This window comes from Micromonospora sp. NRRL B-16802 (assembly GCF_001279555.1).
Taxonomy (GTDB): Bacteria; Actinomycetota; Actinomycetes; order Mycobacteriales; family Micromonosporaceae; genus Micromonospora; species Micromonospora profundi.
Map to the genome: position 1 here is coordinate 241617 of NZ_LGEB01000075.1, position 24851 is coordinate 266467.

21 protein-coding genes are annotated in these 24851 nt (G+C 71.5%); 11 read left to right on the top strand and 10 right to left on the bottom strand.

Features of this window, described 5'->3' with window-relative positions; all coding sequences use genetic code 11:
* Positions 1-124: 124 nt before the first annotated feature.
* Positions 125-1675 (bottom strand): M1 family metallopeptidase, encoded by a 1551-nt coding sequence (locus ADK66_RS21785; RefSeq protein ID WP_369814815.1) that lies wholly within the window; start codon positions 1673-1675, stop codon positions 125-127.
* A 183-nt stretch (positions 1676-1858) separates the two neighbouring features.
* Between ADK66_RS21785 and ADK66_RS21790 the strand changes: the two genes are divergently transcribed.
* The 3 genes from ADK66_RS21790 to ADK66_RS32360 all read left to right on the top strand — a co-directional run bounded on the left by ADK66_RS21790 (position 1859) and on the right by ADK66_RS32360 (position 6260).
* The gene (locus ADK66_RS21790; protein WP_053658189.1) at positions 1859-2656 is read left to right on the top strand and encodes an SGNH/GDSL hydrolase family protein; all 798 of its coding nucleotides are present in this window, start codon (positions 1859-1861) and stop codon (positions 2654-2656) included.
* 155 nt (positions 2657-2811) lie between these two features.
* The gene (locus ADK66_RS21795; protein ID WP_053658191.1) at positions 2812-5391 is read left to right on the top strand and encodes an FtsK/SpoIIIE domain-containing protein; all 2580 of its coding nucleotides are present in this window, start codon (positions 2812-2814) and stop codon (positions 5389-5391) included.
* Between the two features lie 2 nt (positions 5392-5393).
* Positions 5394-6260, top strand: a complete 867-nt coding sequence (locus tag ADK66_RS32360) for a hypothetical protein (protein WP_082377599.1) — start codon at positions 5394-5396, stop codon at positions 6258-6260.
* Here the strand turns inward: ADK66_RS32360 and ADK66_RS21805 are convergent.
* The 4 genes from ADK66_RS21805 to ADK66_RS21820 form a co-directional block, all read right to left on the bottom strand.
* Positions 6230-7279, bottom strand: coding sequence for a phosphotransferase family protein (locus ADK66_RS21805; RefSeq protein WP_231640121.1), 1050 nt, complete (start codon positions 7277-7279; stop codon positions 6230-6232). The genes ADK66_RS32360 and ADK66_RS21805 overlap by 31 nt on opposite strands.
* Positions 7280-7416: 137 nt before the next feature.
* Positions 7417-7824, bottom strand: coding sequence for a hypothetical protein (locus ADK66_RS21810; protein ID WP_053658195.1), 408 nt, complete (start codon positions 7822-7824; stop codon positions 7417-7419).
* Positions 7825-7994: 170 nt separating this feature from the next.
* Positions 7995-8972, bottom strand: a complete 978-nt coding sequence (locus ADK66_RS21815) for an SEC-C domain-containing protein (protein ID WP_053658197.1) — start codon at positions 8970-8972, stop codon at positions 7995-7997.
* Between the two features lie 103 nt (positions 8973-9075).
* A complete protein-coding gene (locus ADK66_RS21820; protein ID WP_053658199.1) occupies positions 9076-10542 on the bottom strand; it encodes an MFS transporter in 1467 nt (488 codons plus the stop codon).
* Between the two features lie 217 nt (positions 10543-10759).
* Between ADK66_RS21820 and ADK66_RS21825 the strand changes: the two genes are divergently transcribed.
* Positions 10760-11341, top strand: a complete 582-nt coding sequence (locus tag ADK66_RS21825; RefSeq protein WP_197281601.1) for a TetR/AcrR family transcriptional regulator — start codon at positions 10760-10762, stop codon at positions 11339-11341.
* Positions 11342-11664: 323 nt separating this feature from the next.
* Positions 11665-12441 carry a triacylglycerol lipase gene (locus ADK66_RS21830; protein ID WP_053658202.1) on the top strand — a complete coding sequence of 259 codons (777 nt, stop codon included), beginning with the start codon at positions 11665-11667 and terminating at the stop codon, positions 12439-12441.
* 48 nt (positions 12442-12489) lie between these two features.
* On the opposite strand, the gene ADK66_RS21835 is transcribed toward ADK66_RS21830, so the two are convergent.
* Positions 12490-13362 carry an aldo/keto reductase gene (locus ADK66_RS21835; RefSeq protein ID WP_053658204.1) on the bottom strand — a complete coding sequence of 291 codons (873 nt, stop codon included), beginning with the start codon at positions 13360-13362 and terminating at the stop codon, positions 12490-12492.
* A gap of 234 nt (positions 13363-13596) precedes the next feature.
* Here ADK66_RS21835 and ADK66_RS21840 point away from each other — a divergent pair, with 234 nt between their 5' ends.
* From ADK66_RS21840 to ADK66_RS21850, 3 genes are all read left to right on the top strand, one after another.
* Positions 13597-13962, top strand: coding sequence for a YciI family protein (locus ADK66_RS21840; protein ID WP_053658206.1), 366 nt, complete (start codon positions 13597-13599; stop codon positions 13960-13962).
* 313 nt (positions 13963-14275) lie between these two features.
* The gene (gene pyk, locus ADK66_RS21845; RefSeq protein ID WP_053658208.1) at positions 14276-15724 is read left to right on the top strand and encodes a pyruvate kinase; all 1449 of its coding nucleotides are present in this window, start codon (positions 14276-14278) and stop codon (positions 15722-15724) included.
* A complete protein-coding gene (locus tag ADK66_RS21850; RefSeq protein ID WP_053658209.1) occupies positions 15721-16605 on the top strand; it encodes an acyl-CoA thioesterase II in 885 nt (294 codons plus the stop codon). Before pyk ends, ADK66_RS21850 begins: the two co-directional genes overlap by 4 nt.
* A gap of 74 nt (positions 16606-16679) precedes the next feature.
* Here the strand turns inward: ADK66_RS21850 and ADK66_RS21855 are convergent, their stop codons facing one another.
* Complete coding sequence (locus tag ADK66_RS21855; protein ID WP_053658211.1) at positions 16680-17342, bottom strand: YceI family protein; 663 nt, start codon at positions 17340-17342, stop codon at positions 16680-16682.
* Positions 17343-17607: 265 nt separating this feature from the next.
* On the opposite strand from ADK66_RS21855, the gene ADK66_RS21860 reads away from it, so the two are divergent.
* Both ADK66_RS21860 and ADK66_RS21865 read left to right on the top strand, forming a co-directional pair.
* A complete protein-coding gene (locus ADK66_RS21860; RefSeq protein ID WP_053658213.1) occupies positions 17608-18072 on the top strand; it encodes an Rrf2 family transcriptional regulator in 465 nt (154 codons plus the stop codon).
* 133 nt (positions 18073-18205) lie between these two features.
* A complete protein-coding gene (locus ADK66_RS21865) occupies positions 18206-19171 on the top strand; it encodes a sulfite exporter TauE/SafE family protein (protein ID WP_053658215.1) in 966 nt (321 codons plus the stop codon).
* 272 nt (positions 19172-19443) lie between these two features.
* Here the strand turns inward: ADK66_RS21865 and ADK66_RS21870 are convergent, their stop codons facing one another.
* Positions 19444-20514, bottom strand: coding sequence for a pyridoxal-dependent decarboxylase (locus ADK66_RS21870; RefSeq protein WP_231640122.1), 1071 nt, complete (start codon positions 20512-20514; stop codon positions 19444-19446).
* A gap of 246 nt (positions 20515-20760) precedes the next feature.
* Here ADK66_RS21870 and ADK66_RS21875 point away from each other — a divergent pair, with 246 nt between their 5' ends.
* Positions 20761-23037 carry a cellulose binding domain-containing protein gene (locus tag ADK66_RS21875; protein ID WP_053658217.1) on the top strand — a complete coding sequence of 759 codons (2277 nt, stop codon included), beginning with the start codon at positions 20761-20763 and terminating at the stop codon, positions 23035-23037.
* Positions 23038-23230: 193 nt separating this feature from the next.
* On the opposite strand, the gene ADK66_RS21880 is transcribed toward ADK66_RS21875, so the two are convergent.
* Positions 23231-24226 (bottom strand): LLM class flavin-dependent oxidoreductase, encoded by a 996-nt coding sequence (locus ADK66_RS21880; protein ID WP_053658361.1) that lies wholly within the window; start codon positions 24224-24226, stop codon positions 23231-23233.
* An 87-nt stretch (positions 24227-24313) separates the two neighbouring features.
* The gene (locus ADK66_RS21885; RefSeq protein WP_053658219.1) at positions 24314-24793 is read right to left on the bottom strand and encodes an Lrp/AsnC family transcriptional regulator; all 480 of its coding nucleotides are present in this window, start codon (positions 24791-24793) and stop codon (positions 24314-24316) included.
* Between the last annotated feature and the right edge of the window lie 58 nt (positions 24794-24851).

A 24851-nucleotide genomic window follows, 5' to 3' on the forward strand; every position in this document is an offset into this window, starting at 1 on the left:
GCGCTGAGGCCGGTCGAGGTACCGCCGCTGCGACGGTGACTGGCCGACGTCCCCGACGGTCGAGGTTGGACGCGCGGAAGGCCCGCCGCGTGGGGCGGCGGGCCTTCCGGGTCGACGGACGGGGCTAGTGCCTCAGCAGGTCGTGGGCCTCGCGGATCTTGGCCCAGGACTTCGGCTCGGCCGGCGGGCCGGCCTTGCGGGCGGCCGAGGCCACGTCCGGCCGGCCGGCGGTGAACAGCCAGGTGGTGAACAACTCGTCCAGGTCCAGTCCGGAGATCCGCTCGGCGAGGGCCTGGAACTGCGCGATGGTGCCGTTGCCGTAGCGGTGCTCGGCGGTCCAGGCCGGCAGGATCGCGAAGAACGCGTCGTCGCCGACCGCCAGCCGGAGCTGGTGCAGGGCCATCGCGCCCCTGTCGTAGACAGCGTCGTCGAAGATCCCCGCCGCACCCGGGTCGCCAGGCAGCACCTGCCAGAACTCCGAATCGGCCGGGTAGCTGGCGTAGGTGAAGTCGAAGACCTCCTGCGCGGTGCCCTCGCCCTGCTCCTCCGACCACAGCCACTCGGCGTACGAGGCGAAGCCCTCGTTGAGCCAGATGTCGCGCCACCCGGTCACCGACACCGAGTCACCGAACCACTGGTGGGCGTTCTCGTGGACCACCACGTACGTGTTGGCGCCGCGCCGCCAGAAGCCCGGGCCGTACACCGGTCGGGTCTGCGTTTCCAGGGCGAAGCTGATGCCGTCGACGGGCCCGGCCACGCCACCCTGCGCCTCGAACGGGTACGGGCCGAAGATCCCGCTCGCCCAGTCGACGATCTCGCCGGTCCGCTCGATGCTCGCCCGCGCGGCCGGCCCGAGCGCGCCCAGCGACGTGCTGTACGCGTTGATCACCGGCTGGCCGCCGGGCGTGGTGTCGGTGACGATGTCGTACTGGCCGATGGCCATGAAGGCCAGGTAGGTGGCGGTGGGGGAGGTGGTCCGCCAGATCCACCGGGTGCGGTTGCCGGGCTCGGCCAGCGGTGGCCGGGGCTGCACGCCGTTGCTGATCACCTCGACACCGGTGGGCACCGAGACCGAGATGTCGAATGTGGCCTTGTCCAGGGGATGATCGTTGCTCGGGAACCACCACCACGCCGACTCGGGCTCGTTGACAGCGAGCGCCCCGTCGTCGGTGCGCGTCCAGCCGGTGTAGCCACCGATGAGCGTCTCGGACGGGATTCCGTTGTAGCGCACCACGATCGTCAGCTGCTGACCCCGGGTGATCGTGCGGGCCGGGGTGACCACCAACTCGTGCGCGCCCTCGGTGCTGGTGCTGGCCTCCCAGCCGTTCACCCGGACCGACTCGACGTCGAGCAGGAAGTCCAGGTTGAACCGGGAGAGGTCCTGTGTCGCGGTGGCGAGGATCGTGGTGGTGCCGGTGAGCCGGTCGGTGGCCGGCTCGTAGCGCAGCCGGACGTCGTAGTGCGAGACGTCGTAGCCGCCGTTGCCGTAGTCGGGGAAATAGCTGTCGCCCAGGCCGGGCGCGCCGGGTTGCGGCGCGACCATGACGCTGGGCCGCCCCCAGGCGGTCGGCGCGGCCTGGCCGGAGGTGCCGGCGAGCATGGTGCCGGCGGTGGTGAGGGTCAGGGCGGCGGTGGCCGCCGTGAGGATTCGTCGCACCGGGTGGACTCCCTCCATCGAGTGTTCGCAGGGCCAACCTAATCGACGACCGTGAACGTCGCTGGCCCGCCGCGCGGTGCTGACGAGCTATTCCATTGATGTGCATGTTTCGCTAGCATTACCGCCTAGTAACAACTGTTCCGTCCCTGGCCACGCGCGCGGTCGCAGGATCCCACCACCCCTGTCCTGTGGAGGTCCGTCATGCCCCACCGCCCGCTGGCCCGCGCCCTCGCCGCGCTTGTCGCCCTCTTCGCCGCCGCCCTCGGCGCCGTGCTGGTTCCCGGCACCGCGCAGGCCGCCGCCGTCAACTACGTCGCGCTCGGCGACTCCTACTCCTCAGGTGTCGGCGCCGGCCCGTACGACACGTCGGGTTGCCTGCGCAGCCAGAAGTCGTACGCCCCGCTCTGGGCGGCAGCCCACGGCGTGACCAGCTTCAACTTCCGGGCCTGCGGCGGTGCGGTCACCGCCGACGTCCTCAACGACCAGGTGAGTGCGCTCAGCGCCAGCACCACACTTGTCACCATCACCATCGGTGGCAACGACGCCGGCTTCGTCAACGTCATCACCAGTTGCCGGTTCGGCAGCACGTCGTCCTGCACCAACGCCGTCAACACCGCCAAGAGCTTCGCCACCTCGACGCTGCCCGCCCGGCTCGACGCCACGTACGCCGCCATCCGCAACCGGGCGCCCAACGCCCGACTGATCGTCCTGGGCTATCCGCGCCTGTTCGAGACGAACTCCTGCGGCTGGCTGGCGATGAGCACCTACAAGCGCACCATCCTCAACGAGGCGGCCGACGTGCTCGCCTCGGTCACCGCGAGCCGGGCCAGCGCGGCCGGCGCCACCTTCGCCGACACCCGCGGCTACTTCTCCGGGCACGGCGTCTGCGCCGGCGACCCGTGGATCAACGACATCTCGGGGATCATCGAGGCGTACCACCCGGACGCCGACGGCTACCGCTACGGCTACCTGCCGGCGCTGAACGCGGTAACCGGCTGACCCGTACCCAGTGCCCGGCGGTCGACGGTCCACCGCGGACCGTCGACCGCCGCGCGCCGACCCGACCCGTGTGCGCCGCGTCGGTACTGTGCCGGTGTCACCGCCGTCCGTTAGGGTTTCGGCGAACCGGACGGCCGTGGCGTGGGAGGCAGAGCGTGGGCAGGCTCGCGTCGGCGTACGGGCAGGCGGTCACCGCCCACCGGGCGGCCCGCGTCCACCTCGACACCGCCCGGGGCGCGCTCGGCGCGGCCCCGCCCCCCACCTCACCGGCTGGCGGAAGTGACCTGGTGGCCCGCCTCGCACGACTCGGCGGCACCCTCGCCACCCCGACACCGGGCGCCACCACAGTGACCGACGCCCCGGCCGCCGTCCGGGTCGGCGAGGCGTCCACTCCGGATGGCGGCTTCCCGGTGCTCGTGCCACTCGGCGGCGGGCACCACCTGGCGCTGGACACCGACGCCCGCGATCCCCGGGTCGCCGCGCTGCTGCGCGCGCTGGTGCTGCGGCTGGTCGCCACCGCGCCACCCGGGCACGTCCGGGTCGCCGGCATCGACACCGCCGCGCTGGGCGCGACGTTCGGTCCGTTGCGTCCGCTGCTCGACGCCGGTGTGCTCGACCCGCCGGCCAGCACCGACGCCGAGGTGACGGCCCTGCTGGCCGCCGCCGAACGCCACGCCCGCGCCGCGCAGCACGCCGAGCCGCACAACAGGCAACTGCTGCTTGTGGTGGCTACCGCCGCCCCACCGCCGCGCGAGTTGGCGCGGCTCGCCGCGCTCACCCACGCAGGCCCGGCCGCCGCCGTCTGCGTGCTGCTCGCCGGCCACCCGTCCCGGCTGCCCGGCGAGACCTCCCCGCCGCTGGGTGGCACCACCGCCATCCGGCTCACCGAGGGGTACGCGCACGTCGGCGACCCGCCCGGCATCCCGTTCAGCGTCGACGGGCAGGGCCTCGCCGCGCCCGTGCGGCTCGACGGCGATCCGCCCCCCGCCTCGGTACGCGCGCTCGCCGAGCACCTCGGCGCCGCCGCCCGGCGCACCGAAGCGTTGCCCTTCGCCGACCTGCTGCCCGAGCGGCGCTGGGCCGAATCCGCAGGCAACGGCCTGCGGACCGTCATCGGCCGTGCCGGCTCCGGCCCGCTGACCGCAACCGCCAACACCTCGCTGACGGGTGCCTTCGACACCCCACTGACTGTCGCCTTCGACGACGCCACCCCGCACTGGCTGGTGGGCGGGCGCACCGGTGCCGGCAAGACAGTCTTCCTCCTGGACGTCCTCTACGGGCTGGCCGCCCGCTACTCACCGGCTGAGCTTCAGCTCTACCTGCTCGACTTCAAGGAGGGTGTCAGCTTCACCGAGTTCGTGCCCACAGGGCGTGACCCGTCCTGGCTGCCGCACGCCCGCGCGGTCGGCATCGAGTCCGACCGCGAGTACGGCCTCGCCGTCCTTCGTGAACTGCGCCGGGAGGCACAGCGCCGGGCCACCACCTTCAAACGGCACGGCGTCACCAAACTCGCCGACCTGCCCCCGGCCAACGCGCTGCCGCGCATCGTGGCGGTCATCGACGAGTTCCACGTACTGCTCGCCGGCAACGACGCACTGGCCCGCGAGTCCGTCGACCTGCTGGAGGAGCTGGCCCGCAAGGGGCGCTCCTACGGCGTACACCTGGTGTTGGCCAGCCAGAGCATGACCGGCATCGAGGCCCTCTACGGGCGGGCCGAGGCGATCTTCGGGCAGTTCGCGTTGCGGGTGGCGCTGCCCGGCGGAGGTGGGGTGCTCGACCCGCTCAACGACGCAGCGGCGGCCCTGCCGATCGGCTCGGCCGTGGTCAACACCGCGGCCGGCGCGGTCGGCGCGGACACGGTGCTGCGTTTCCCCGACGCGCACGCCGCCGCCGCCGACCTCACCGCCCTGCGCCACGAGCTGTGGCAGGCCCGCCCGCCGGGCTCGCGCGCACCGGCGGTCTTCAAGGGGTACGAGGCGGCGCGCGTCGAGGACGATCCCACGTTCGCGGGGTTGCGCCCCGGTGGCCGCCGCCCGATGGCACTCGTCGGTCGGACTGTCGACGTGCACGGCACCACGGCGCTCTTCCTCATGGACAGCACTCCGGGCCGGCACCTCGCGGTCGTCGGCACCACACCGGGCGGCGCGGACGTGCTGCGTGCCGCGACACTCAGCCTGGCCCGCCAGCACATCCCGGGCGACGCACGGTTCCAGCTGGCCTCGCTGGTCAGCGCCGCCGACCCGGTCGTCGACGAGACCGAAGCGGCCCTGCGGGCAGCCGGTCACCCGGTGCACCGCCTGGACACCGCCGGGCTGCGCGACCGGATCGCCGCGTTGGCCGCCGAGCCGCCCGGCCGCGAATACCTTGTGGTGTTCGGCATGGACGCCGCCGCGCCGGTCCTCGCGGCGGCCGACCCGGTGACCTTCCGCTCCGGCCTGGACGACCTGCGTACCCTGCTGCGCCACGGCCCCGCCCAGGGTGTGCACCTGCTCGGCTGGTGGCGTGGGCTGCGCCGGCTCGCCGACGACCTCGGCGGCACACAGAACCGCGACGACGTCGCCTGCCTCGTCGCGCTCAACGTGCCCGGTCCGGAGTTGGCCCTGCACCTGGGCGTGCACGACCTGGCCTACACGCCGCGCGCCGACCGGGCGCTGCTTGTCGACAGGCACGACCAGCGCACCAGATTGATCGTGCCGTTCGCCCGGGACGGGCACGAGCCGGACGGGGAGCGGTGACGGTGTCCTTCGAGGAGTACGCGGCGTTGGCCCGACAGCTCGCCGAGCAGCGCCGCACCGGCGAGCGGGACGCCGCCGCCGAATCCGAACGCCGCCGCGACCTGCACGCCACCGCCGACTACCTGCACCAGCGGTTGACCGCCCAGGGGCACCGCCTCGACCAGCTCGGCCGCGCGATCGGCATCGACCAGCCGCCCGCCGGCCCGGGTAATGACGCGCCCGTCTCGGGTGCGGGCGCCCCGTTCGGCCCGCCGGCGGCAACCGGGCCCTCCGCCGCCTGGCCCGGCCCGCCCACCACACCCGGGTCGGGGGACGGCGGGTCCGCCGGCGTAGCCGGCCCGTCGGGGCGGTCGGGTGTCGAGGCGTACCCCCAGATGCCTGAGGCGCGGCTGGCGCTGCCGACGGCGGCGAGCCCGGTGGGCGTCGGGGTGCCGGCGCAGCGCGCGGCGGCGGTCGACCCGGCGATGGAGCTTGAGTTGGCGCGGCGGATGGCCGACGAGGCGGACCGCCACGGGCAGCAGGCCGAGTTGCTGGCCCAGCGGCCGGCGCTGCTGCCGACGTGGTCGCCGCTGGCGCGGGCTGTCGCCGTGTACGCCGGCTGCGGGGCGGCCGCCGGGGTGCTCATGCTGACGCTTGTGCTCGCCTCCGGCGTCGGCCTTGTCGACGGCTTCACGCTCGGCGCGTGGATCTGTGCCGGGCTGCCGGCGCTGGCGTTCTTCGGCGGTTACCTGGTGCTGGGCCGGTGGGGGAGGCCCCACACGGTGGCCGGCACCCCGCCGCGCTACCTGCCGTTGGGGTTCCTGATCTGCTTCCTGCTGGTGCCGCTGGGCTACTGCGCCTACCTGCTGCTGTTCCGCGCGCTGCGCTGAGCGCTCCCAGCCCGCCCCAGCTCGGTCAGCTCCTGATCCAGCAGGTCAGCCAGTCGCTCGAACCGCGCCAGGTGAGTCTCCCTGGTGATTCCCCGGCTGGGCATCTCGACTGTCATCAACAGGTACAGGTGCAGGCGGTAGAGGCTGAGTCGCCGCAGGGCGGCCTCGTCGAAGACCACCGGGCCGGGCGCGGCGGCGCGGTAGCCACGCAGGAACGGATGGTCGGGGTCGTCCTCGACCCGCCGGTACAGCAGTGGAGACACCAGGTCCATGAGCGGATCGCCGAAGAGGAACCGCTCGCCGTCGACAATGCCGCGCAGACGCAGGGTGCCAGCGGCGTCGGCGTCGGGTTCGGGTTCGGGTTCGGGTTCGGCGAGCAGGTTGCCGTCCCAGCCGTCGAAGTGCAGCAGCGACGGCCGGCGTACCTCATCGAGGGCTGACGCGTACCGCTCGGGCAGCTCGCGGATCCGTGCCGGCGAGGTAGGCAGCGGCACGTCCCAGTCCGCCGCGTCGGCGAGCAGGCCGTCGAGCATCGCGGCGAAGGCCTGGCGCCACGTCGCACCGCTGGCCCGGCCGCCGTCGTACCCGTAGCGGTCGCCGCTGACCCGGTGCAGGGCGGCGATCGCGGCGCCGAAGTCGTAGCGGGCCGGGGCGTCGTCGAGGTGCCGCTCCGACTCCGACCACTCCCAGAGGGACCGTCCCGGCAGCAGGCCGCTGACCAGCCACTCGCCGAGGTCCGGATCGGTGCCGTGGTGCAGCAGCGGTGGCACCGGCACCTGCGGCGCGTACGTGGCCACCAGGCGGAAGTACCGGGCCTCGGCGCCGCACAGGCCCCGCTCGTAGCGCAGCAGCGGTGCGTCGGGCGGCGGTGCCACCTTCAACACCACAGCGCGCCCGTCGTCGAGCGCCACCCGCCACACCGTCGCGAAGCCGCCACCTTCGAGCCGACCGCAGTCCACCACGCGCCGGTCCGCGCCGACGGACGCCTCGACAAAACGCTGCACCTGATCGTGGTCCAATGACCGCTGGGTGCGGCTGAGCCCTTCCACCTGTCGCCCCCGCCTCCCCGTCGTGACGCCCGTCAGAGTGCCAGAAGCGGCCTCCGCGCCGGGTATGCGGGCTTTCCGGCCCGCATGCCCGGCGGGCTTCCGAAAGCTCAGCGGGTGATGCGGATCGTCTGTTCGAAGTTCGCGTAGTCACAGCCGTTGTCGCCGCAGACCTCGGCGTTTCCGCCGATCAGCGCCTCGCCGTTGTGGAGGATGCGCTCGCCCTCCGCCACCCACGCCCGGCCGGTCGCGGTTCGCGGCTCACCGGAGCAGGAAAGGGGTGCCCAACCGGAGGCGTACGCCACGGTGTTGCCCGAGCGCTGCCTGATGATCAGCTCGGTGCCGCCGGACATGCCGGCCGGGCAGGTGACGGTGAGGGTGACGTCCAGGGCGACGCCTTTCGCGACAATGGTGGCGGACGTGACCTCGATGGTGCTCGCCGCGCTCGCCGGCGACGGTGCCAACAGGGCGAACAGTGACAGCCCGAGCAGTGCGATGGTGGTGGTGATGCGGCGCACGGCGGTTCTCCTTGTCGGAGTGGGTGCTTACCTGCGGTCACCGTAGCCCTCGCCGGCGTTCACATCTATCAATCGATCGTGGATTGTTCCGCGGACGTGCGCTCAATGATGACGACCGGATCTCGCGGTCGGTCTCCTACTCGTAGCTGGCGTACCTGACGGAGGAGAGGTCAGCCGCGTGAGCGCGGCAGGCAGCACTTCTTGTACTTCGCGCCCGATCCGCACCAGCAGGCGTCGTTGCGGCCGGGCGGCCAGGACGTCAGGCCCACCTCGTCGAGGCTGTCGGCGTACCCGTCGAGGGTTTCCTCGTCGATGGGGTCGTCGCCGGCGAAGGCAGCCAGGCCCTCGACGGTGCCGGCGACCACGCCCAGGTCCGCGCCGGCCAACCCGGACGCCTCGGTGAGCGCGCGTTCGATCTGGGCGCGGTGCTCGTCCCACGTCTTCGGGTAGCTGTCGACAAGCGCGGGCCAGCGCGTCAGCAACGCGGTGAACTCGGCCTCCGGCCAGAACAGCAGCGTCGCCGGGCCGTCGTCGAGCGCCTCAAGGGCGTGGCTGCTCGCGGCGCGTAGCCGGTCGGCGAGGGTGTCGTACTCGTCGTGGGGGAGACCCATCTCCTCGCGCAGGTCGTGTCGTTGCTGGGCCAGGCCGTAGATCATGGCGGCGGCCTCGTCCTGCGCGTCCTCGGAGGCGTGCTGCTGGCTCCGCGTCCGTTCCATGATCGCGTCAAGCGCGCCGGTGATCCACTCCAACGCCGTCTCGGCGTGGCCGGATTCGGACAGCTCGTCGATGAGGTACGTGGCGTCGGGGTTGGTCTCCAGCAGGGGACGCAGCTCGGTCAGCTCGGCAAGGCCCTCGTCCTCGCGGTCGAGGCGCAGCAGCAGGCCGCCGCGCACCGCGCGGGCGTACGCGTTCTCGTCGGGCTGTTCGGCGATGGCGCGGGTGGCCAGGGCGAGCGCGTCGGCCAGGTCGCCGGCCTGCTTCAGGATGTCCGCCGCGACAAGCAGCGCGTACCCGGTGTCGTCGGGGTCGGCGACCCGTCCCTCGTCGACGGCGCTTACCAGCTCGGCGGCAAGCGCGGCCGGATCCGGGCTCTCAAGGCCCCGGGCGCCGATCTCTTCGATCCGGTCGGCGGTCAGCTGTTCGGACATGGGCGCATCCTGACGGCGGCGAACGGCGGGCGGGAAAGCGGCAAGCGTACCCCCGGGGAATGCCGGAGCCCGGGACGGCGAGCCGCCGCGGGCTCCGGTGCGCTCAGCGGGTCGCGGGCACGGGGGCCAACTCGGCGGCTAGCTCCGACTCGATGACCGTCGTGGTGGTCGGCCGGCGACCGGCCGACGCCCGCCGGGCGGACGGGACGGCGAGGGCCGCGAGCGCGGCGGCCAGGGCGATCGCCGTGAGGACGAGAAACCCGGTAGTGAAGCCGGCCTCCCGGGGAAGGCCGTTGGCCTGCGGGTTCGCGGTGATCACTCCGCTGATCACGGCGGCGCCGATCGCGCCGCCGATGGTACGGATGTTGGCGTTCATGCCGGTCGCCACGCCGGTCTGGCTGGCGGGCACGCTGGCGACGATCAGGTTGGCCATCGAGGCGAAGGCCAGGCCGATGCCGAGGCCCATGAGACCGCCGGCGATGGCGACCTGCCAGCGGGCGTCGTGCGCGAGGGTCAGCAGCGCCGCGGCGATCACGTTGAACGTGGCGCCGGTGGCGAGCTGCGCCTTGGCACTGAACACCGCCTGAAGGCGGCTGGCGACGAGCCCGGCGACGAACATCGCGACGAGCATCGGCAGCAGGAGCAGCCCTGACTGGCCGATGCTGGCGCCGAAGCCGTAGCCGGCCACTGTCGGGGTCTGCACGAACTGCGGCAGGAACGCGTACACGGAGAACATCGACGCGCCGTAGAGCAGGGCGACCAGGTTCGTGGTCCAGACGCCGGGCAGGCGCATCATCCGCATGTCGATGAGCGGGTTGGGTGAGCGGACCTCGGCGACAAGCCAGCCGACCAGCAGCACCACGGCGAGCGCCAGCAGGCCGAGCACCCAGGCGGAGGTCCAGCCCCACGCCCCGCCCTGGCTGATGGGCAGGAGCAGCGCGACAAGCCAGCCGGAGAGCAGCACTGTGGCGCGCCAGTCGATGCGGCCGGGGCTGCGCACCGGCGACGCGGGCACGAACAGGTAGGCGACCACGGCGGTCAAACCGACCACGACCATCGGGATCCAGAACAGCCAGCGGTAGCTCAGCGAGTTGACGATCGGTCCGGCGAGCACGATGCCGAGCCCACCACCGACGGCGACGATCGCCGAGATGGCGGCGACCGCGCTGGAGACCCGGGCGGCGGGGAACTCGTCGCGGATGATGCCGAACGACAGTGGGAAGACCGCGCCGCCGATGCCCTGCACGACCCGGGCGACGATCAGTACGCCGATGTTCGGCGCGACGGCGGCCACCAGACAGCCGAGTGCGAGCGCGGCGAGCGAGACGACGAGCATCCGCTCCTTGCCGACCATGTCGCCGACCCGTCCGAGGATGGGCGTGAAGATCGAGGCGGAGAGCAAGTACGCGGTGAGGACCCAGGTCACTGTGTTCTGGGAGGTGTGCAGATCCTGCTGGATGGTCGGCAGCACCGGCGTGATCAGCGACTGGAGCATCGAGAAGAAACCGGCGCCAGCGGCGAGCACGGTGAAGGTGAGCCGACGCGAGCTGCGTCGGGAGGTTACTGCCACGAGAAGGGAGCTCCCCTGGTTGCATACGGAAGGAGGTTCTGGGCCTGCGGTCTGGTCGCGGGGCGGAGGTCGCGGGCCCGGGCGTTCGGGTGGCCAGACGGATCGGGCGGGCCCGGGGTAAGCTAAGCGGAGGCAAGCCTCCGGGATTACGGAGGGGTGCCTCCGATAAACTTAGTGGAGGGCTGCCTCCGGTTGCAATAGTGAGGTGACCCGCGTCATGTCCAGCGGCGGACCCATGCCCGAGGTCTTCGCACGGCGACCCAAACGGGCCGACGCGCGGCGGAACTACCACGCCCTGATCGCCGCCGCACGCGACGCGTTCGCCGAGAACGGCGCGACCGCCTCCCTGGAGGACGTGGCGCGGCGTGCCGGGGTGGGCATCGGCACGCTCTACCGCAACTTCCCGACCCGACAGCACCTCTTCGAGGCCGTCTACGTCGAGGAGGTCCGGGCGCTCAGCCGCTCCGCCGAGGACTTCGCCGAACTGCCCCCGTGGGATGCCTTCGTCGCGTGGCTGCACCGCTTCGTCGCGTACGCCGCCACCAAGCGGGCGCTCGCCGAGCAGTTGCTGCACGACTCGGAGATCTTCCGGACCTGCCGTACGGAGATCTACGCGGCCGGCGAGCCGTTGATGTGCCGCGCGCAGGCCGCCGGCGTGGTGCGCGACGACATCGGGTTCGACGACGTGTTGCGGCTGATCAGCGGCCTCACCATGGCCCAGTTCCCCTCACCCGGGCAGCGCGACAGGGTGCTCGGCGTGGCTCTCGACGGGCTGCGTCCCCCGGCCCTGACCCGCTGACCGCTCAACGGTCGACGAGTAACAGCCATTCGTCGTCGAGCTTGTCGACGACAGCTCCCTCCGGCCAGCGGTGACCGCTGTCGACCACCGCTCGAGCCTGAGGTTCGTCCGCGGCCACGGCCACGGCATGCCAGCCACCAGCTGCGTCCGATATGGAGCGTGGTGGTTATGCCCGTCTGCGCCTCCGGCGGAACAACGGGTTACCCGCGCGTAACAAGCCATTGACGTTTCCGAATTGTTGCGGGCATCATCGTCGCACGGTCGACCGGACACCCCCACCCACCTGCCCGGTTCGCCGGGTGCCTCCACCCAGAGGTGCCACCATGCTGCTCCGAAAGACCGCCCTCGCCCTGACCCTCGCCACCGCCGCAGTCCTCGCCACCACCACACCGGCGGCAGCCGCCCGCGCAGCCGCCCCCACTTCCGCGCCAGCCGTGGCGGCGGCCCGAACCGTTATCGTGGTCGGCGGGCTCAGCGGCATCGCCGTCGCGTACGAGCCGATCGCCAACCGGCTGCGCGCCGACGGCTACCGGACCTTCGTCTACCAACTGCCCGGCCTCGGCTTCGGCGACATCCCGGCCTCCGCCCGCGCGTTCGCCGGCTACGTCGAGCAGGTACGCGCCAGCACCGGCGCGTCCACTGTGGACGTCGTCGCCCACTCCGAAGGCGGCCTGGTCAGCCGCTACTACCTCAAACGGCTCGGCGGCACCGCCACGATCGGCCGGTACGTCAGCCTCGGCACACCGCACTACGGCACGTATGTCGCGAACATCGTGGCGTTCCTCGGCCTCGGCAGCTGCGCCGGCGTCGTGGCCTGCCAGCAGATGAGCATCGGTTCGGCGTTCCTCGCCGACCTCAACGCCGGCGACGACACACCGGGCGCGGTGCGCTACACGACAATCCGCACCCTCCAGGACGAGCTGGTCCGTCCCACCGGCAACGCCGCCGTCAACGACGGGGCGACGAACGTGCTGATCCAGACGTACTGTCCGCTGCGGGTCGTGGGGCACCTCGGCCTGGTGCTCGACGGCACCGCGTACACAATCGTGCGCGGCGCCCTGGCCGACGGCCCGGTGCGACCCAACTGCCTGGCGGTCTGACCGGGTGGGGTGGTCCCGCTCGGGACCACCCCACGCCGGTGACTGTGCTCAGCTCGCCTTGCTCAGCGCCTCGAACTCGTCGTCGGTGAGTTGCACCTCGGCCGCAGCCACGTTCTCCTCCAGGTGCGCCACCGAGGACGTACCGGGGATCGGCAGCATCACCGGCGAGCGGCGCAGCAGCCAGGCCAGCGCGAGCTGCGCGGGCGTCGCGCCGTGCTCGGTGGAGATGGCGTCCAGCGGGCCGCCCGGCCGGGCCAGCTCACCGGTGGCGATCGGGAACCACGGGATGAACGCGAGGTCGTTGCGCTCGCAGTGGTCCAGCACGTCCTCGGCGCTGCGGTTGACGAGGTTGTAGAGGTTCTGCACCGACACGATCTCGGTGATCGCGCGTGCCTGCTCGATCTGCTCCACGCTCACCTCGGACAGCCCGATGTGGCGGATCTTGCCCTCCTCGCGCAGCAACGCCAGCTCGCCCAACTGGTCGGCGAGCGGCACCTTCGCGTCGATCCGGTGCAGCTGATAGAGCGGGATGCTGTCCAGGCCGAGGTGGCGCAGGCTCAGCTCACACTGTTGGCGCAGGTACTCCGGGCGGCCCAGCGGGCGCCAGTCGCCGGGGCCGGAACGGCTCAGCCCGGCCTTCGTCGCAATGACAAGATCATCGGTGTACGGGTGCAGGGCCTCACGGATCAGCAACTCGGACACGAACGGCCCGTACGAGTCGGCGGTGTCGATGAACGTCACGCCCATCTCGACGGCCCGGCGCAGCACCCGTACCGCCTCGGCCGGGTCCTTCGGGTCGCCCCACACACCCGGCCCGGTGAGCTGCATCGCCCCGTAGCCGAGCCGGTTGACAGTGACGTCGCCCCCGATCCGGTACGTGCCGGACGCCTTCGCCGGCTGCTTGCTCAGGTCGGTCGCCATACGCGGATCCCCAATCGTCTTGGTCGTGACCGGGACGAAACACCCGATCACCTACTGATCGTGCCCTGGGACCGGCTCGCCATGCGTCCGGCGCGTCGATTGTGCGCCGCGACACGGCAGTTGCGCCGAGCGGCCGGTACCGCCGTCGGTGACGTGCGACGCTGAGCGCGTGCCGGTACGGAGGGCTCGGGCAGCCCGACCGATGCGGGCCGGCGCGACGGCGGAGGGAGCACCATGGCGGGGGAGCCGCAGGTCGACTTCGCGCTCGACACGTACGAGTGCATTGTGATCTATCCCGGCGCGGCCGGCCGTGCCCTGCCCGCCGAGACGGTGCAGCGGTTGCAGGCCGAGCACGCCGAGCACATGCAGGCGTTGCAGCGGCGCGGCATCGTGCTGGTTGCCGGCTCGATCGACGGCACCACGAGCAATCCGGAACCCCCGATCGGATTCGGGCTGGCCCGCACCGGAAGCGTCGACGACGTACGCAGCGTGCTGGAGGCCGACCCGGCCGTGCAGGCCGGCCTCTACCGGATCGACGTGCTGACCTTCCTGTGCCCGGCCGGCTCGCTTGAGTTTCCGCTGGTCAAGACCGAGAGCTGACCGGCCGGTCCGGCGGCGGGTGTCGGGCGGACGACCGCGGGTGTGGTCCACCGGTGCTACGGTCGCGCCCACGGGGGGTCTGGTCCGGGCGTGCACTGGAGCCGTGGTCCGGGCGCTGGCGCGGGAGCACCCCCGAGTGGACACGCCGATGGAGGCGTACCATTCCGGGCGCGCGGTCGCCGATGCCCGTCGCCACAACGTTCCCGGTGCGGTTCCGCCCGCCGGCCCGACGCGCACCGCGCGTCGTTGGACAAAAGTTCCGCTGCCTGCAAGGGGTCGGCCCCGAGTCCGACCCGAAGGAGAGACTAGCCTGATGGGCGTGACACGCCGCGCGAAGATCGTCTGCACTCTTGGTCCCGCCACCTCGTCCCCGGAGCGCATCCGGGGTCTCGTCGAGGCCGGCATGAACGTGGCGAGGCTCAACTTCAGCCACGGCAGCCACGCCGACCACGAGGCGGTCTACCGACTGGTCCGGGAGGCGTCCGAGGCGTCCGGTAAGCCGGTGGCCGTCCTCGCCGACCTCCAGGGGCCCAAGATTCGGCTCGGCCGGTTCGCCGACGGCCCCCACGAGTGGCGCACCGGCGACTCGGTCGTGATCACCGGCGACGACGTCGTCGGCACCAAGGAGCGGGTCTCCTGCACCTACCGCAAGCTGCCGCAGGAGGTGCGCGCCGGCGACCGTCTGCTGATCGACGACGGCCGCGTCGCCGTCGAGGTCACCGACGTCACCGGCAACGACATCCGCTGCCTGGTCACCGAGGGCGGCCCGGTCTCCAACAACAAGGGTGTCTCGCTGCCCAACGTGGCGGTGAGTGTGCCCGCCATGTCGGACAAGGACGCCGAGGACCTGCGCTTCTCCCTGGGGCTCGGCGTCGACCTGGTGGCGCTCTCCTTCGTCCGCTCGGCCGAGGACATCAAGCTGGTGCACGGCATCATGGCCGAGGAGGGCGTGTTCCGCCCGGTGCTGGCCAAGGTCGAGAAGCCGGAGGCCGTGGAGAACCTCGAAGCCATCGTGCTGGCCTTCGACGGCGTCATGGTCGCCCGCGGTGACCTCGGCGTCGAGATGCCGCTGGACGAGGTGCCGCTGGTGCAGAAGCGCGCCGTGCAGCTGTGCCGGGAGAACGCCAAGCCGGTCATCGTGGCCACCCAGATGCTCGACTCCATGATCGAGAATTCCCGGCCCACCCGGGCGGAGGCCTCCGACGTGGCAAACGCCGTGCTCGACGGCGCGGACGCGGTGATGCTCTCCGGCGAGACGAGCGTCGGCAAATATCCGGTGCTGACCGTCAGCACCATGGCCAAGATCGTGACGACCACCGAGTCCGGCTCGATCGGGGTGCCCCGGTTGCAGCACGACCCGCGTACCCACGGCGGCGCGCTCACAGTGGCCGCCTCGTCGATCGCCCGGGCCATCAACGCCAAGGCGCTCGTCGCCTTCTCGCAGACCGGCGACACCGTCCGTCGGCTCTCCCGGCTGCACTGCGACCTGCCGCTGCTTGCCTTCACCCCGGTCCCCGAGGTGCGCGACCAGCTCGCCCTGAGCTGGGGCGTCGAGACCTTCCTGATGCCGTTCGTGCAGCACACCGACGACATGTTCCGTCAGGTCGACCAGGCGCTGCTCGGCCTCAACCGGGCCAACCCCGGCGACTACGTGGTGATCGTCGCGGGCAGCCCGCCCGGCACCCCCGGCTCGACAAACACGCTGCGCGTCCACCAGCTCGGCTCGCTTGTCGACGCCGCGTCGGCGCGGGCTTTGCAGTGAGCGACGGCCGCGCCGCGGTCGGCCAGGCCGCCGTGGACCAACTGCTGGAGGTGCTGGACCTCGACCCGACCGGGGAGATGACCTTCCGGGGGATGAGCCCCCCGGTCGGCCCCCAACGGGTGTACGGCGGCCAGGTGGCCGGTCAGGCGCTTGTCGCCGCCGGCCGCACTGTCGACCCGGAGCGGTTCGTGCACTCGCTGCACGGCTACTTCGTCCGCCCCGGCGACCCCGCCGAGCCGATCGAATACCAGGTGGAGAACATCCGCGACGGCCGGTCCTTCTCGGTCCGCCGCGCGGTAGCTCTCCAGCACGACAAGCCGATCTTCTTCATGTCGGCGTCCTTCCAGCGGGCCGAGGAAGGGCTGGACCACCAGGCCACCTCCCCGCTGGACGTGCCGGAGCCGCAGGACGTGCCGACGATGTCCGACCGGCTCGCCCGCTACCCGGAGCGTCTGGGCATCTGGGGTCAGATCCCGCGCCCGATCGACGTGCGGTACGTCGGCGAGCCCGGTTGGGTCCGTCCCGGCGACCGCCCGGCTGACCCGCACCAGCGGGTCTGGATGCGCGTCGACGGCAAGCTGCCGGACGACCCGCTGCTGCACGCCTGCCTGCTCACCTACGCCTCGGACCTCACCCTGCTGGACTCGGTGCTGTCCATGCACGGCGAGGTGTGGGGGCCCGGCGGTGTGGTCGGCGCGAGCCTCGACCACGCGCTCTGGTTCCACAGGCCGTTCCGCGCCGACGAGTGGTTCCTCTACGACTGCTGGAGCCCGTCGGCGTCCGGTGCCCGCGGCCTGGCCACCGGCCGGATGTTCACCACCGACGGCAGGCAGATCGCCAGCGCCGTGCAGGAGGGTCTGCTGCGCCGCGTCGGCGCCTGACGTTCGCGGTCATCCCCGCCAGGTACGCCCCTGCACGCAGGCGGCGTCATGGCGGGGACGACCGCCGGGCGGAGTCACGCCTGGTGGATGGCCTCGCCGGCGATCTCGATCTGGACGGTCCGGCCGACCAGAACGCCGCCACTTTCCAGCGCGACATTCCAGAGCAGACCGTAGTCCTCCCTGTTGATTTCGGCGCTCGCGCTGAAACCGAAGATGCTCTGCCCGTACGGGTCACGGCGGGCGCCACCGAAATTCACCTGTAGGTCGACGGCTCGCGTGATTCCCTTCACCGTCAATTCGCCGCTGAGCACGAATCGACCGGGGTCCGTCTGCGGTGGCGGATTGTGACCTCGTCCTCGCCCACCGAAACGGTGGTTTCGCAGACGCGCCCAGTAGAAAATGGGGTCCTCAGTGGACTTCCACTGGATACCCGTGCTTCGATATTCGAGCGTCGGATAGTGCTCGACGTCGAGAAAGTCGGCACTCTTGAGGTGGGTGTCCCGGTCCTCGCTGCCGGTGGTGATGCTCGCCGTCTGGATGGTGGCGGTCACGCCCGACAGCAGCGGATCCTCGGCCACGGAGATCTCGGCGGTCGCCTCGGAGAACTCGCCGCGTACGGGGCTGACCATCATGTGGCGGGCCAGAAAACCGATCCTTTTGTGCGCCTGATCGAGGCGATAGGTGCCGGCGACCGGGATGGTCATGCCATCCCAGGTGCGTGTGGCGACATCGGTCATTGGTGGTGCCTTCCCCCCGAGGCTGAAAGAACCCGGGTGTTTATCAATGTGCTGCCCGAGCCCCCGTAAACGGTCAGACAGTCGTACCTCCACCCAGCATAGGGACGCGCCGAATCAGCTCCCCAGGCCCCCGAAGGCCGTCGATCATGACGTATCTCACGAATTTGTCGCGGAATCCGGCGCGGCCCCGATATATGTCGATGCCTGACCGATCGGCCGAGGGTCGCCCGGCCGGGCGGACGACCAGCGGGCTAACCTTGCCGGCATGCGTCTCTCCGCCCGGGTCGACTATGCCCTCCGCGCGGCCGCCGAGCTCGCCGCGACGGCCAGTGGCCCCGGGCGTGGCCGGCCGGTCACCGCCGACCAGATCGCCCGCGCCCAGGAGATTCCGCCGAAGTTCCTGGAGAGCATCCTGCTGCAGCTGCGCCGGGGCGGCATCGTGCACGCCCAGCGTGGCCCCGAGGGCGGCTACTGGCTGGCCCGCCCCGCCGAGGAGATCTCCCTCGCAGAGGTGATCCGGGTGATCGACGGGCCGCTCGCGCACGTCCGCGGGCAGCGCCCGGAACAACTCGGCTACCACGGTCCGGCCCGCGCCCTCCAGGAGGTCTGGATCGCGTTGCGGGCAAGCGAGCGGGAGATCCTGGAACTGGTGAGCGTCGCCGACGTGGCTGCCGGCACCCTGCCTCCCCGGGTCACCGAACTGGTTGCCGACCCCCGCGCCTGGATCTGATCCCGCTCCGCCGGTCCGGCCCGCCGTACCGCTCGGCGGCGTCCCATCCACCGATCAGGCACTTGACCCAGGCTTCCCCGTGCCGCATTGTCGACCAAGTTGATAGGAGATACCGAAAAGCTAGGGGGCGCTCGTGCGCAAGCTGCTGGTCCTCGCTCTGGTCGGACTTGCCGCGCAGCTCGTCGATGGTTCGCTCGGCATGGCGTACGGGCTGACCTCGTCCACCCTGCTGCTGCTCGTCGGGGTTGCCCCCGCCGCCGCGTCCGCCTCGGTGCACCTGGCCGAGATCGGCACCACACTGGCCGCGGGCGTGGCGCACTGGCGGTTCGGCAACGTCGACTGGCGGGTGGTGACCCGCATCGCGCTTCCCGGCGCGATCGGCGCGTTCGCCGGTGCCACACTGCTCAGCTCGATCTCGACCGAGTCGGCCGCGCCGTGGATGGCCGGCATCCTCTTCACGCTCGGCGCGTTCCTCCTGGTCCGCTTCGCCAGGCCCCTGCGTACCGACCGGGTCGGTGGGCGACTGCGCGGGCGCTTCCTCGGCCCCCTCGGCCTGGTCGCCGGCTTCGTCGACGCCACCGGCGGCGGAGGCTGGGGTCCGGTGGCCACCCCGGCGCTGCTGGTCTCCGGCCGCATGGAGCCGCGCAAGGTCATCGGCTCGGTGGACACCGCCGAGTTCGTGGTGGCGGGCGCGGCGAGCGTCGGCTTCCTGATCGGGTTGGGCACCGAGGGGTTCCTGCTCCCCATCGTCGGCGCGTTGCTCGTCGGCGGCCTCATCGCCGCCCCGCTGGCTGCCTGGCTGGTGCGCATCGTCCCGGCGCAACTGCTCGGCGCGGCGGTCGGCGGCGTGATCGTCCTGACCAACGCCCGGACCCTGATCCGGGCCGCTGAGCTGGACGGCCCGGTCCCTCCCGTTCTCTACGTCCTCCTGGCGGCCGGCTGGGTGGCAGCGCTGGTCCTGGCCGTGCGGGCCCTGCGCCGCACCCGCCGAGACCAGGCCGCAGCCGCAGCCATTGCCGCAGCCACTGTCGGGGTCTCCCCGGCCCCCGAGGTCGTTTCGGCCGGTCTCAGCAGCGCCGACACGCCAGCCGCCCACTGACCTCCGGCGAGGGCCGGCAGTCTTCGGACCCCCCCCGGTGGTGGGCCGCCCGTCCGCTGAGCGGCGGTAGGCGCGGTCCTACGGCACGCCACCGCGGCTCCGGCTGAGCCGGGCGCATGTCAGTCGGAATTGCCGCGCGAGCGCGATACCTGAGGGCGCCTCGGCTCCGGCTGAGCCCGGCGCATGTCAGTCGGGGATTGCCGCGCGATCGGTGATACCTGTGAGTCATCTTGATGACTCACAGGTATCACCTACCTGACGGGCTCGGCCGGTCAGGTGAGCAGGTCGTCGGCCGTCCCGGCCAGCAGCGCCCACGTCTCGTCGACGTGTCGTTCGACGGTCTGCGGCGAGCCGACCGCGAGCCGCAGGGTGTACCGGCCGTCCACCCGCGTGTGGGTCAGGTGCGCCCGTCCGGTGCCGTTCACCCGTGCCAGCAGGTCGGCGTTTGCGTCGTCGTCGGCGCGCAGCCGGAAGCAGACGAGCGAGAACGGGTGCGCCGCTGCCAACTCGAACCTGTCGTCGGAGCGGACCCGGTCGGCGAACCGGGCGGCCAGCGCCACCCCGGACCGGATGTGCGCGCGCAGCCCTTCGACGCCGTACCAGCGCAGCACGAACCACAGCTTCAACGCCCGGAAACGGCGGCCCAGCGGGACCTGCCAGTCCCGGTAGTCGATCACCGCACCGGAATCGGAGGCCGCGTTGCGCAGGAACTCCGGCAGTACGGTCAGCGCCTCGATCAACTCAACCCGGTCGGCCACCCAGAACGCGTCGCAGTCGAAGCCGGTGAGCAGCCATTTGTGCGGGTCGAAGCAGTACGAGTCGGCGTACTCCAGTCCGGCGTGCGACAAGCGCAGCTCGGGGCAGACGGCGGCGGCCCCCGCGTAGGCGGCGTCCACGTGCAGCCAGATCCCGTACTCGGCGCAGATCGCCCCGATCTCGGGCAGCGGGTCGACGGCGGTGGTGGAGGTGGTGCCGATGGTGGCGACCACGATGGTGGGTACGTCCCCGGCGGCCAGGTCGGCCTGGATCGCGGCCCGCAGCGCGTCCGGTAGCAGTGCCTGCGTTGCCGGGTCCACAGCGATCGACCGGATCCCGTCGGTGCCCAGACCGGCGATGCGTGCGGCTTTCTCGATCGAGGAGTGCCCGTGCACTGACGTGTACGCGCGGTAGCGCCGGTCGACGCCGACGTCGCGCCACCGACCTCCGCTGGCCCGGTGCAGCGCTGCGAGGGTGGCGACAAGGGTCGCCGAGGAGGCCGAGTCCTGTATGACGCCGCCGCCGGTGCCGGTGCCGGTCGAGCGGAACCGCTGGGGGAGATCCAGCAGTTGGGCCAGCCAGTCCATCAGGCATCGGTTACCGAGGGCAAGACCGTAGGTCGGAGCGGCCGGCACAGGCCGTGATGGCCATCGATATTGCGGACCGGAAAGCGCTTGCCCTACGATGCGCCTTGAGCCGGATCCGCGCATTCCCCAGGGCGTCCCACCCGATCAGATCGCCGTCCGTCGCCGTCGTGACGGGTCGTCCACCGTGCTTCCCGGGCAGGGCCGGTGGACCTACAGCGGTCATCACCGGATCTCCGGAGGCAGTTCATGCACCCGTCCAAACAACGGCTGATCCTGCTGGCCGCCACAACGGCGACAGCGGTCGTGGCCGGCAGTGTCGGGGCGGTCGTCGCCTCGGCCGCCGCCGCCGGCTGCCGGGTCGACTACCAGGTCACCAACCAGTGGCAGGGCGGCTTCGGCGCCAACGTCACCGTCACCAATCTCGGCGACCCGGTCAACGGCTGGGCTCTGACCTGGTCGTACGCCGCCGGGCAGCAGGTCACGCAGGCGTGGAGCGCCGCTGTCACCCAGTCGGGCGAGCAGGTCACCGCGCGCAACGTCGACTACAACGGCGCGATCGCCACCAACGGCACCGCCTCGTTCGGCTTCAACGGCTCGTGGACCAGCAGCAATCCGGTGCCGACCAGCTTCGCGCTCAACGGTGTCACCTGCACCGGCGCGCCGGCCACCGATGGCCCGACGACGCCGCCACCCACCACTCCGCCACCGACGACCCCACCGCCGACCACTCCGCCACCGACGACGCCGCCACCGACGACCCCGCCGCCGACCTCAGGCGTACTTCAGATGGAGAACCTGGACCGGGGGCTCGTCAGCGTCCGATCCGGCAGCGGCAACCTGGTCTCCTGGCGGCTGCTCGGCACCGAGACCTCGGGCGTGGCGTTCAACCTCTACCGGGGCTCGACCCGGGTCAACTCCAGCCCGATCACCGGCGCCACCAACTACCTCGACAACGGCGCGGCGGCCGGCTCGACGTACACGGTGCGGGCCGTGGTGGGCGGCGCCGAGCAGGCGGCGTCGGCACCCGCGCTCCAGTTCGGCGACGGTTACCTGGACGTGCCGTTGCAGGTCCCCGCCGGGGGCACCACCCCCAGTGGGGAGAGCTACACCTACAGCGCCAACGACGCCTCCGTCGGCGACCTCAACGGTGACGGCAGCTACGAGATCGTGCTGAAGTGGGATCCGTCCAACGCCAAGGACAACTCCCAGTCCGGCTACACCGGCAACGTCTACGTCGACGCGTACACCCTCACCGGCACCCGGTTGTGGCGCATCGACCTGGGCCGCAACATCCGGGCCGGCGCGCACTACACCCAGTTCCAGGTGTACGACTACGACGGTGACGGCCGCGCAGAGGTGGCAATGAAGACCGCCGACGGCACCCGGTCCGGCACCGGTCAGCTCATCGGTTCGTCGTCTGCGGACTACCGCAACTCCAGCGGCTACGTGCTCTCCGGCCCGGAGTACCTGACCATGTTCAACGGCCAGACCGGCGCGATCCTGTCCACCGTCAACTACGACCCGCCGCGCGGCACCGTGTCGTCCTGGGGCGACTCGTACGGCAACCGCGTCGACCGGTTCCTCGCCGGCACCGCCTATCTGGACGGGCAGCGCCCCTCGCTGATCATGGCGCGGGGCTACTACACCCGTGCGGTCATCGCGGCCTGGGACTTCCGCAACGGCACGCTGACCAAGCGCTGGACGTTCGACTCGAACTCCTCGGGCAACGGCGCCGCCGCCGGTCAGGGCAACCACCAGCTCTCGGTCGCCGATGTCGACGGGGACGGCCGCCAGGAGATCGTGTACGGCGCCGCCACCATCGACGACAACGGCCGGCTGCTCTACTCCACAGGCAATGGGCACGGTGACGCCCTGCACGTCGGCGACCTCGACCCGGGCCGTGCCGGCCTGGAGGTGTTCAAGGTCGACGAGGACGCCAGCAAGCCCAGTTCCTGGTTCGCCGACGCGCGTACCGGTCAGATCCTGTGGTCCACGCCAGCCTCGGGCGACAACGGCCGGGGCGTCTCGGCGGACATCTGGGCGGGCAGCCCCGGTGCCGAGTCGTGGTCGTCGGCGGTTAACGGGCTGGCCAACACCAGGGGGCAGAACGTCGGCCGCAAGCCGTCGTCGGCCAACTTCCTGGCCTGGTGGGACGGCGACCCGGTGCGGGAGCTGCTCGACGCCACGAAGATCGACAAGTACGGCACGGGCGGGGAGACCCGGCTGCTCACCGGCAATGGCGTGGCGTCAAACAACGGCACCAAGTCCACGCCGGCGCTCTCCGGTGACATCCTTGGCGACTGGCGCGAAGAGGTGATCTGGCGGACCAGCGACAGCCGGGCGCTGCGCATCTACAGCACGCCCACGCCGACCAGCACCCGGATCTACACGCTGATGCACGACCCGCAGTACCGCGTGGCTGTCGCCTGGCAGAACACCGCCTACAACCAGCCGCCGCACCCGGGGTTCTTCATCGGCGACCAGATGGGCACCCCGCCGACCCCGAACATCTACCTACGTTGATCTGGCGGTCCTGATCGGGTTCGCCTAAGGTGGCAGGCACCGGGCCGCAGCCGCGGAATCCGCACAGCTGCAGCCCGGTGCTCCACACCGCGGCACCTCCGACCCGTCCCGACCGGGGATGCCGTACCACCACCGGAACCAACATTAGGCACCGTCCGGGTCGCGGGGGTGACGCTGACGTGAAGATCGTGTTTCACGCGTCCCGGCGCAAACCGCCCGCCACCTGCTCGGCGATCAACTCGTACGAGCGCACCCGGTCCTGCACGTCGTAGACGAGCGTGGTCAACATCAGCTCGTCGGCGCCCGTACGCTCCAGCAGGTCTGTCAACTGCCGACGCACCGTCTCCGGCGAGCCCATGGCCTGACCGTCGCGCCGTTGCAGGACGAACTCCCGCTCGATCTCGGTGTACGGGTACGCCGCCGCCTCGTCGGGGGTGGACAGCGGCTCCGGCCGCCCGGACCGCAGCTTCAAGAACGACAGGGCGCTCGGCCCGGTCAGCCACTCGGCCCGTTCGTCGGTCTCGGCGCACACCGCGTTGACGGCCACCATCGCGTACGGCTTGTCCAGCCACTGCGACGGCCTGAAGTTCTGCCGGTAAAGCGCCAGCGCCGGAAGCGTGTTCGCCGAGCTGAAGTGGTGCGCGAAGGAGAACGGCAGGCCGAGCAGGCCAGCGAGCTGGGCGCTGAACCCGCTGGACCCGAGAAGCCACACCGCCGGCTGCTCACCCTGACCGGGGGTGGCGATGATCTGCCCGGGACGCTCCCCGCTGAAGTAGTTCATCAGGTCGGCCAGCTCCCGCGGGAAGCCCTCCGCCGAGAGCCCCTCCATCGTGCGGCGCAACGCCAACGCGGTCACCTGGTCGGTGCCCGGCGCCCGGCCGATGCCCAGGTCGATCCGACCCGGGTGCAGCGCCTCCAGGGTGCCGAACTGCTCGGCCACCACGAGCGGCGCGTGGTTGGGCAGCATCACCCCGCCCGAGCCGAGGCGGATCGTCGAGGTGTTCGCTGCCAGGTGGGCCAGGAGCACCGCCGGAGCCGAGCTGGCGATCGCCGGCATGTTGTGGTGCTCGGCCACCCAGAACCGGCGGTAGCCCAGCTCCTCAGTGCGTCGCGCCAACTCGGTGGTGGCCTGCAACGCCGCGCCAGCGGTGGTTCCCTTGGCAACCGGGGCAAGATCAAGAACAGACATCGGTACGGTGATCACACGCGTGGCCAACCCGCCGCCGGCCGGTTTTGTTCCGGCCTCGCCGTGTTCGTCGGGCAACTCACCCGCTGCTCAGCCCAGCCCACGGACCTGTTCGAAGATCAAACTCGTCTGCGTGTGCTGCACCGCCGGGTCGACCGCCAGGTGGTCCAGCACGAAGTCCCGCAGCGCGTCACCCGAGGCCGCCCGCACGTGCAGCACGTAGTCCTCCGCGCCGGCCACGTGGAACACCGACACCACTCCGGGCAGCCGCACGGAACGGGCCCGGAACGCGTCCACCGCCGCCCGTTCGTGCGCGGTCAACCGTACCGACACCAGCGCCTGCAACGGCAGCCCCAGTGCCGCCGGGTCCACCTCGGCGTGGAACCCGCGGATCGCCCCGCGCTCGCGCAACGCCCGCGTACGCGTCAGACACGTCGACGGCGCCACCCCCACCCGCTCGGCGAGGGCGTTGTTCGGCATTCGGCCGTCCGCGGCCAACTCGGCGAGGATCGCGCGATCCACCTCGTCCAGCGGTGGATACGACCGCACATCGTTCGGCTCAGGGGGCATCCGAGCATCCTTGCCCGAATCAGCGAACAAATCTAGAGTCATCCATAGAATCATCTGC

What these genes read in the sequence shown, in the direction of transcription:
- ADK66_RS21785 (WP_369814815.1), bottom strand. Translation starts at nt 1,675, where the DNA reads ATGGAGGGAGTCCACCCGGTGCGACGAATCCTCACGGCGGCCACCGCC.
- ADK66_RS21790 (WP_053658189.1), top strand. Translation starts at nt 1,859, where the DNA reads ATGCCCCACCGCCCGCTGGCCCGCGCCCTCGCCGCGCTTGTCGCCCTC.
- ADK66_RS21815 (WP_053658197.1), bottom strand. Translation starts at nt 8,972, where the DNA reads ATGTCCGAACAGCTGACCGCCGACCGGATCGAAGAGATCGGCGCCCGG.
- ADK66_RS21825 (WP_197281601.1), top strand. Translation starts at nt 10,760, where the DNA reads ATGTCCAGCGGCGGACCCATGCCCGAGGTCTTCGCACGGCGACCCAAA.
- ADK66_RS21830 (WP_053658202.1), top strand. Translation starts at nt 11,665, where the DNA reads ATGCTGCTCCGAAAGACCGCCCTCGCCCTGACCCTCGCCACCGCCGCA.
- ADK66_RS21835 (WP_053658204.1), bottom strand. Translation starts at nt 13,362, where the DNA reads ATGGCGACCGACCTGAGCAAGCAGCCGGCGAAGGCGTCCGGCACGTAC.
- ADK66_RS21840 (WP_053658206.1), top strand. Translation starts at nt 13,597, where the DNA reads ATGGCGGGGGAGCCGCAGGTCGACTTCGCGCTCGACACGTACGAGTGC.
- pyk (WP_053658208.1), top strand. Translation starts at nt 14,276, where the DNA reads ATGGGCGTGACACGCCGCGCGAAGATCGTCTGCACTCTTGGTCCCGCC.
- ADK66_RS21855 (WP_053658211.1), bottom strand. Translation starts at nt 17,342, where the DNA reads ATGACCGATGTCGCCACACGCACCTGGGATGGCATGACCATCCCGGTC.
- ADK66_RS21860 (WP_053658213.1), top strand. Translation starts at nt 17,608, where the DNA reads ATGCGTCTCTCCGCCCGGGTCGACTATGCCCTCCGCGCGGCCGCCGAG.
- ADK66_RS21870 (WP_231640122.1), bottom strand. Translation starts at nt 20,514, where the DNA reads ATGGACTGGCTGGCCCAACTGCTGGATCTCCCCCAGCGGTTCCGCTCG.
- ADK66_RS21875 (WP_053658217.1), top strand. Translation starts at nt 20,761, where the DNA reads ATGCACCCGTCCAAACAACGGCTGATCCTGCTGGCCGCCACAACGGCG.
- ADK66_RS21880 (WP_053658361.1), bottom strand. Translation starts at nt 24,226, where the DNA reads ATGTCTGTTCTTGATCTTGCCCCGGTTGCCAAGGGAACCACCGCTGGC.
- ADK66_RS21885 (WP_053658219.1), bottom strand. Translation starts at nt 24,793, where the DNA reads ATGCCCCCTGAGCCGAACGATGTGCGGTCGTATCCACCGCTGGACGAG.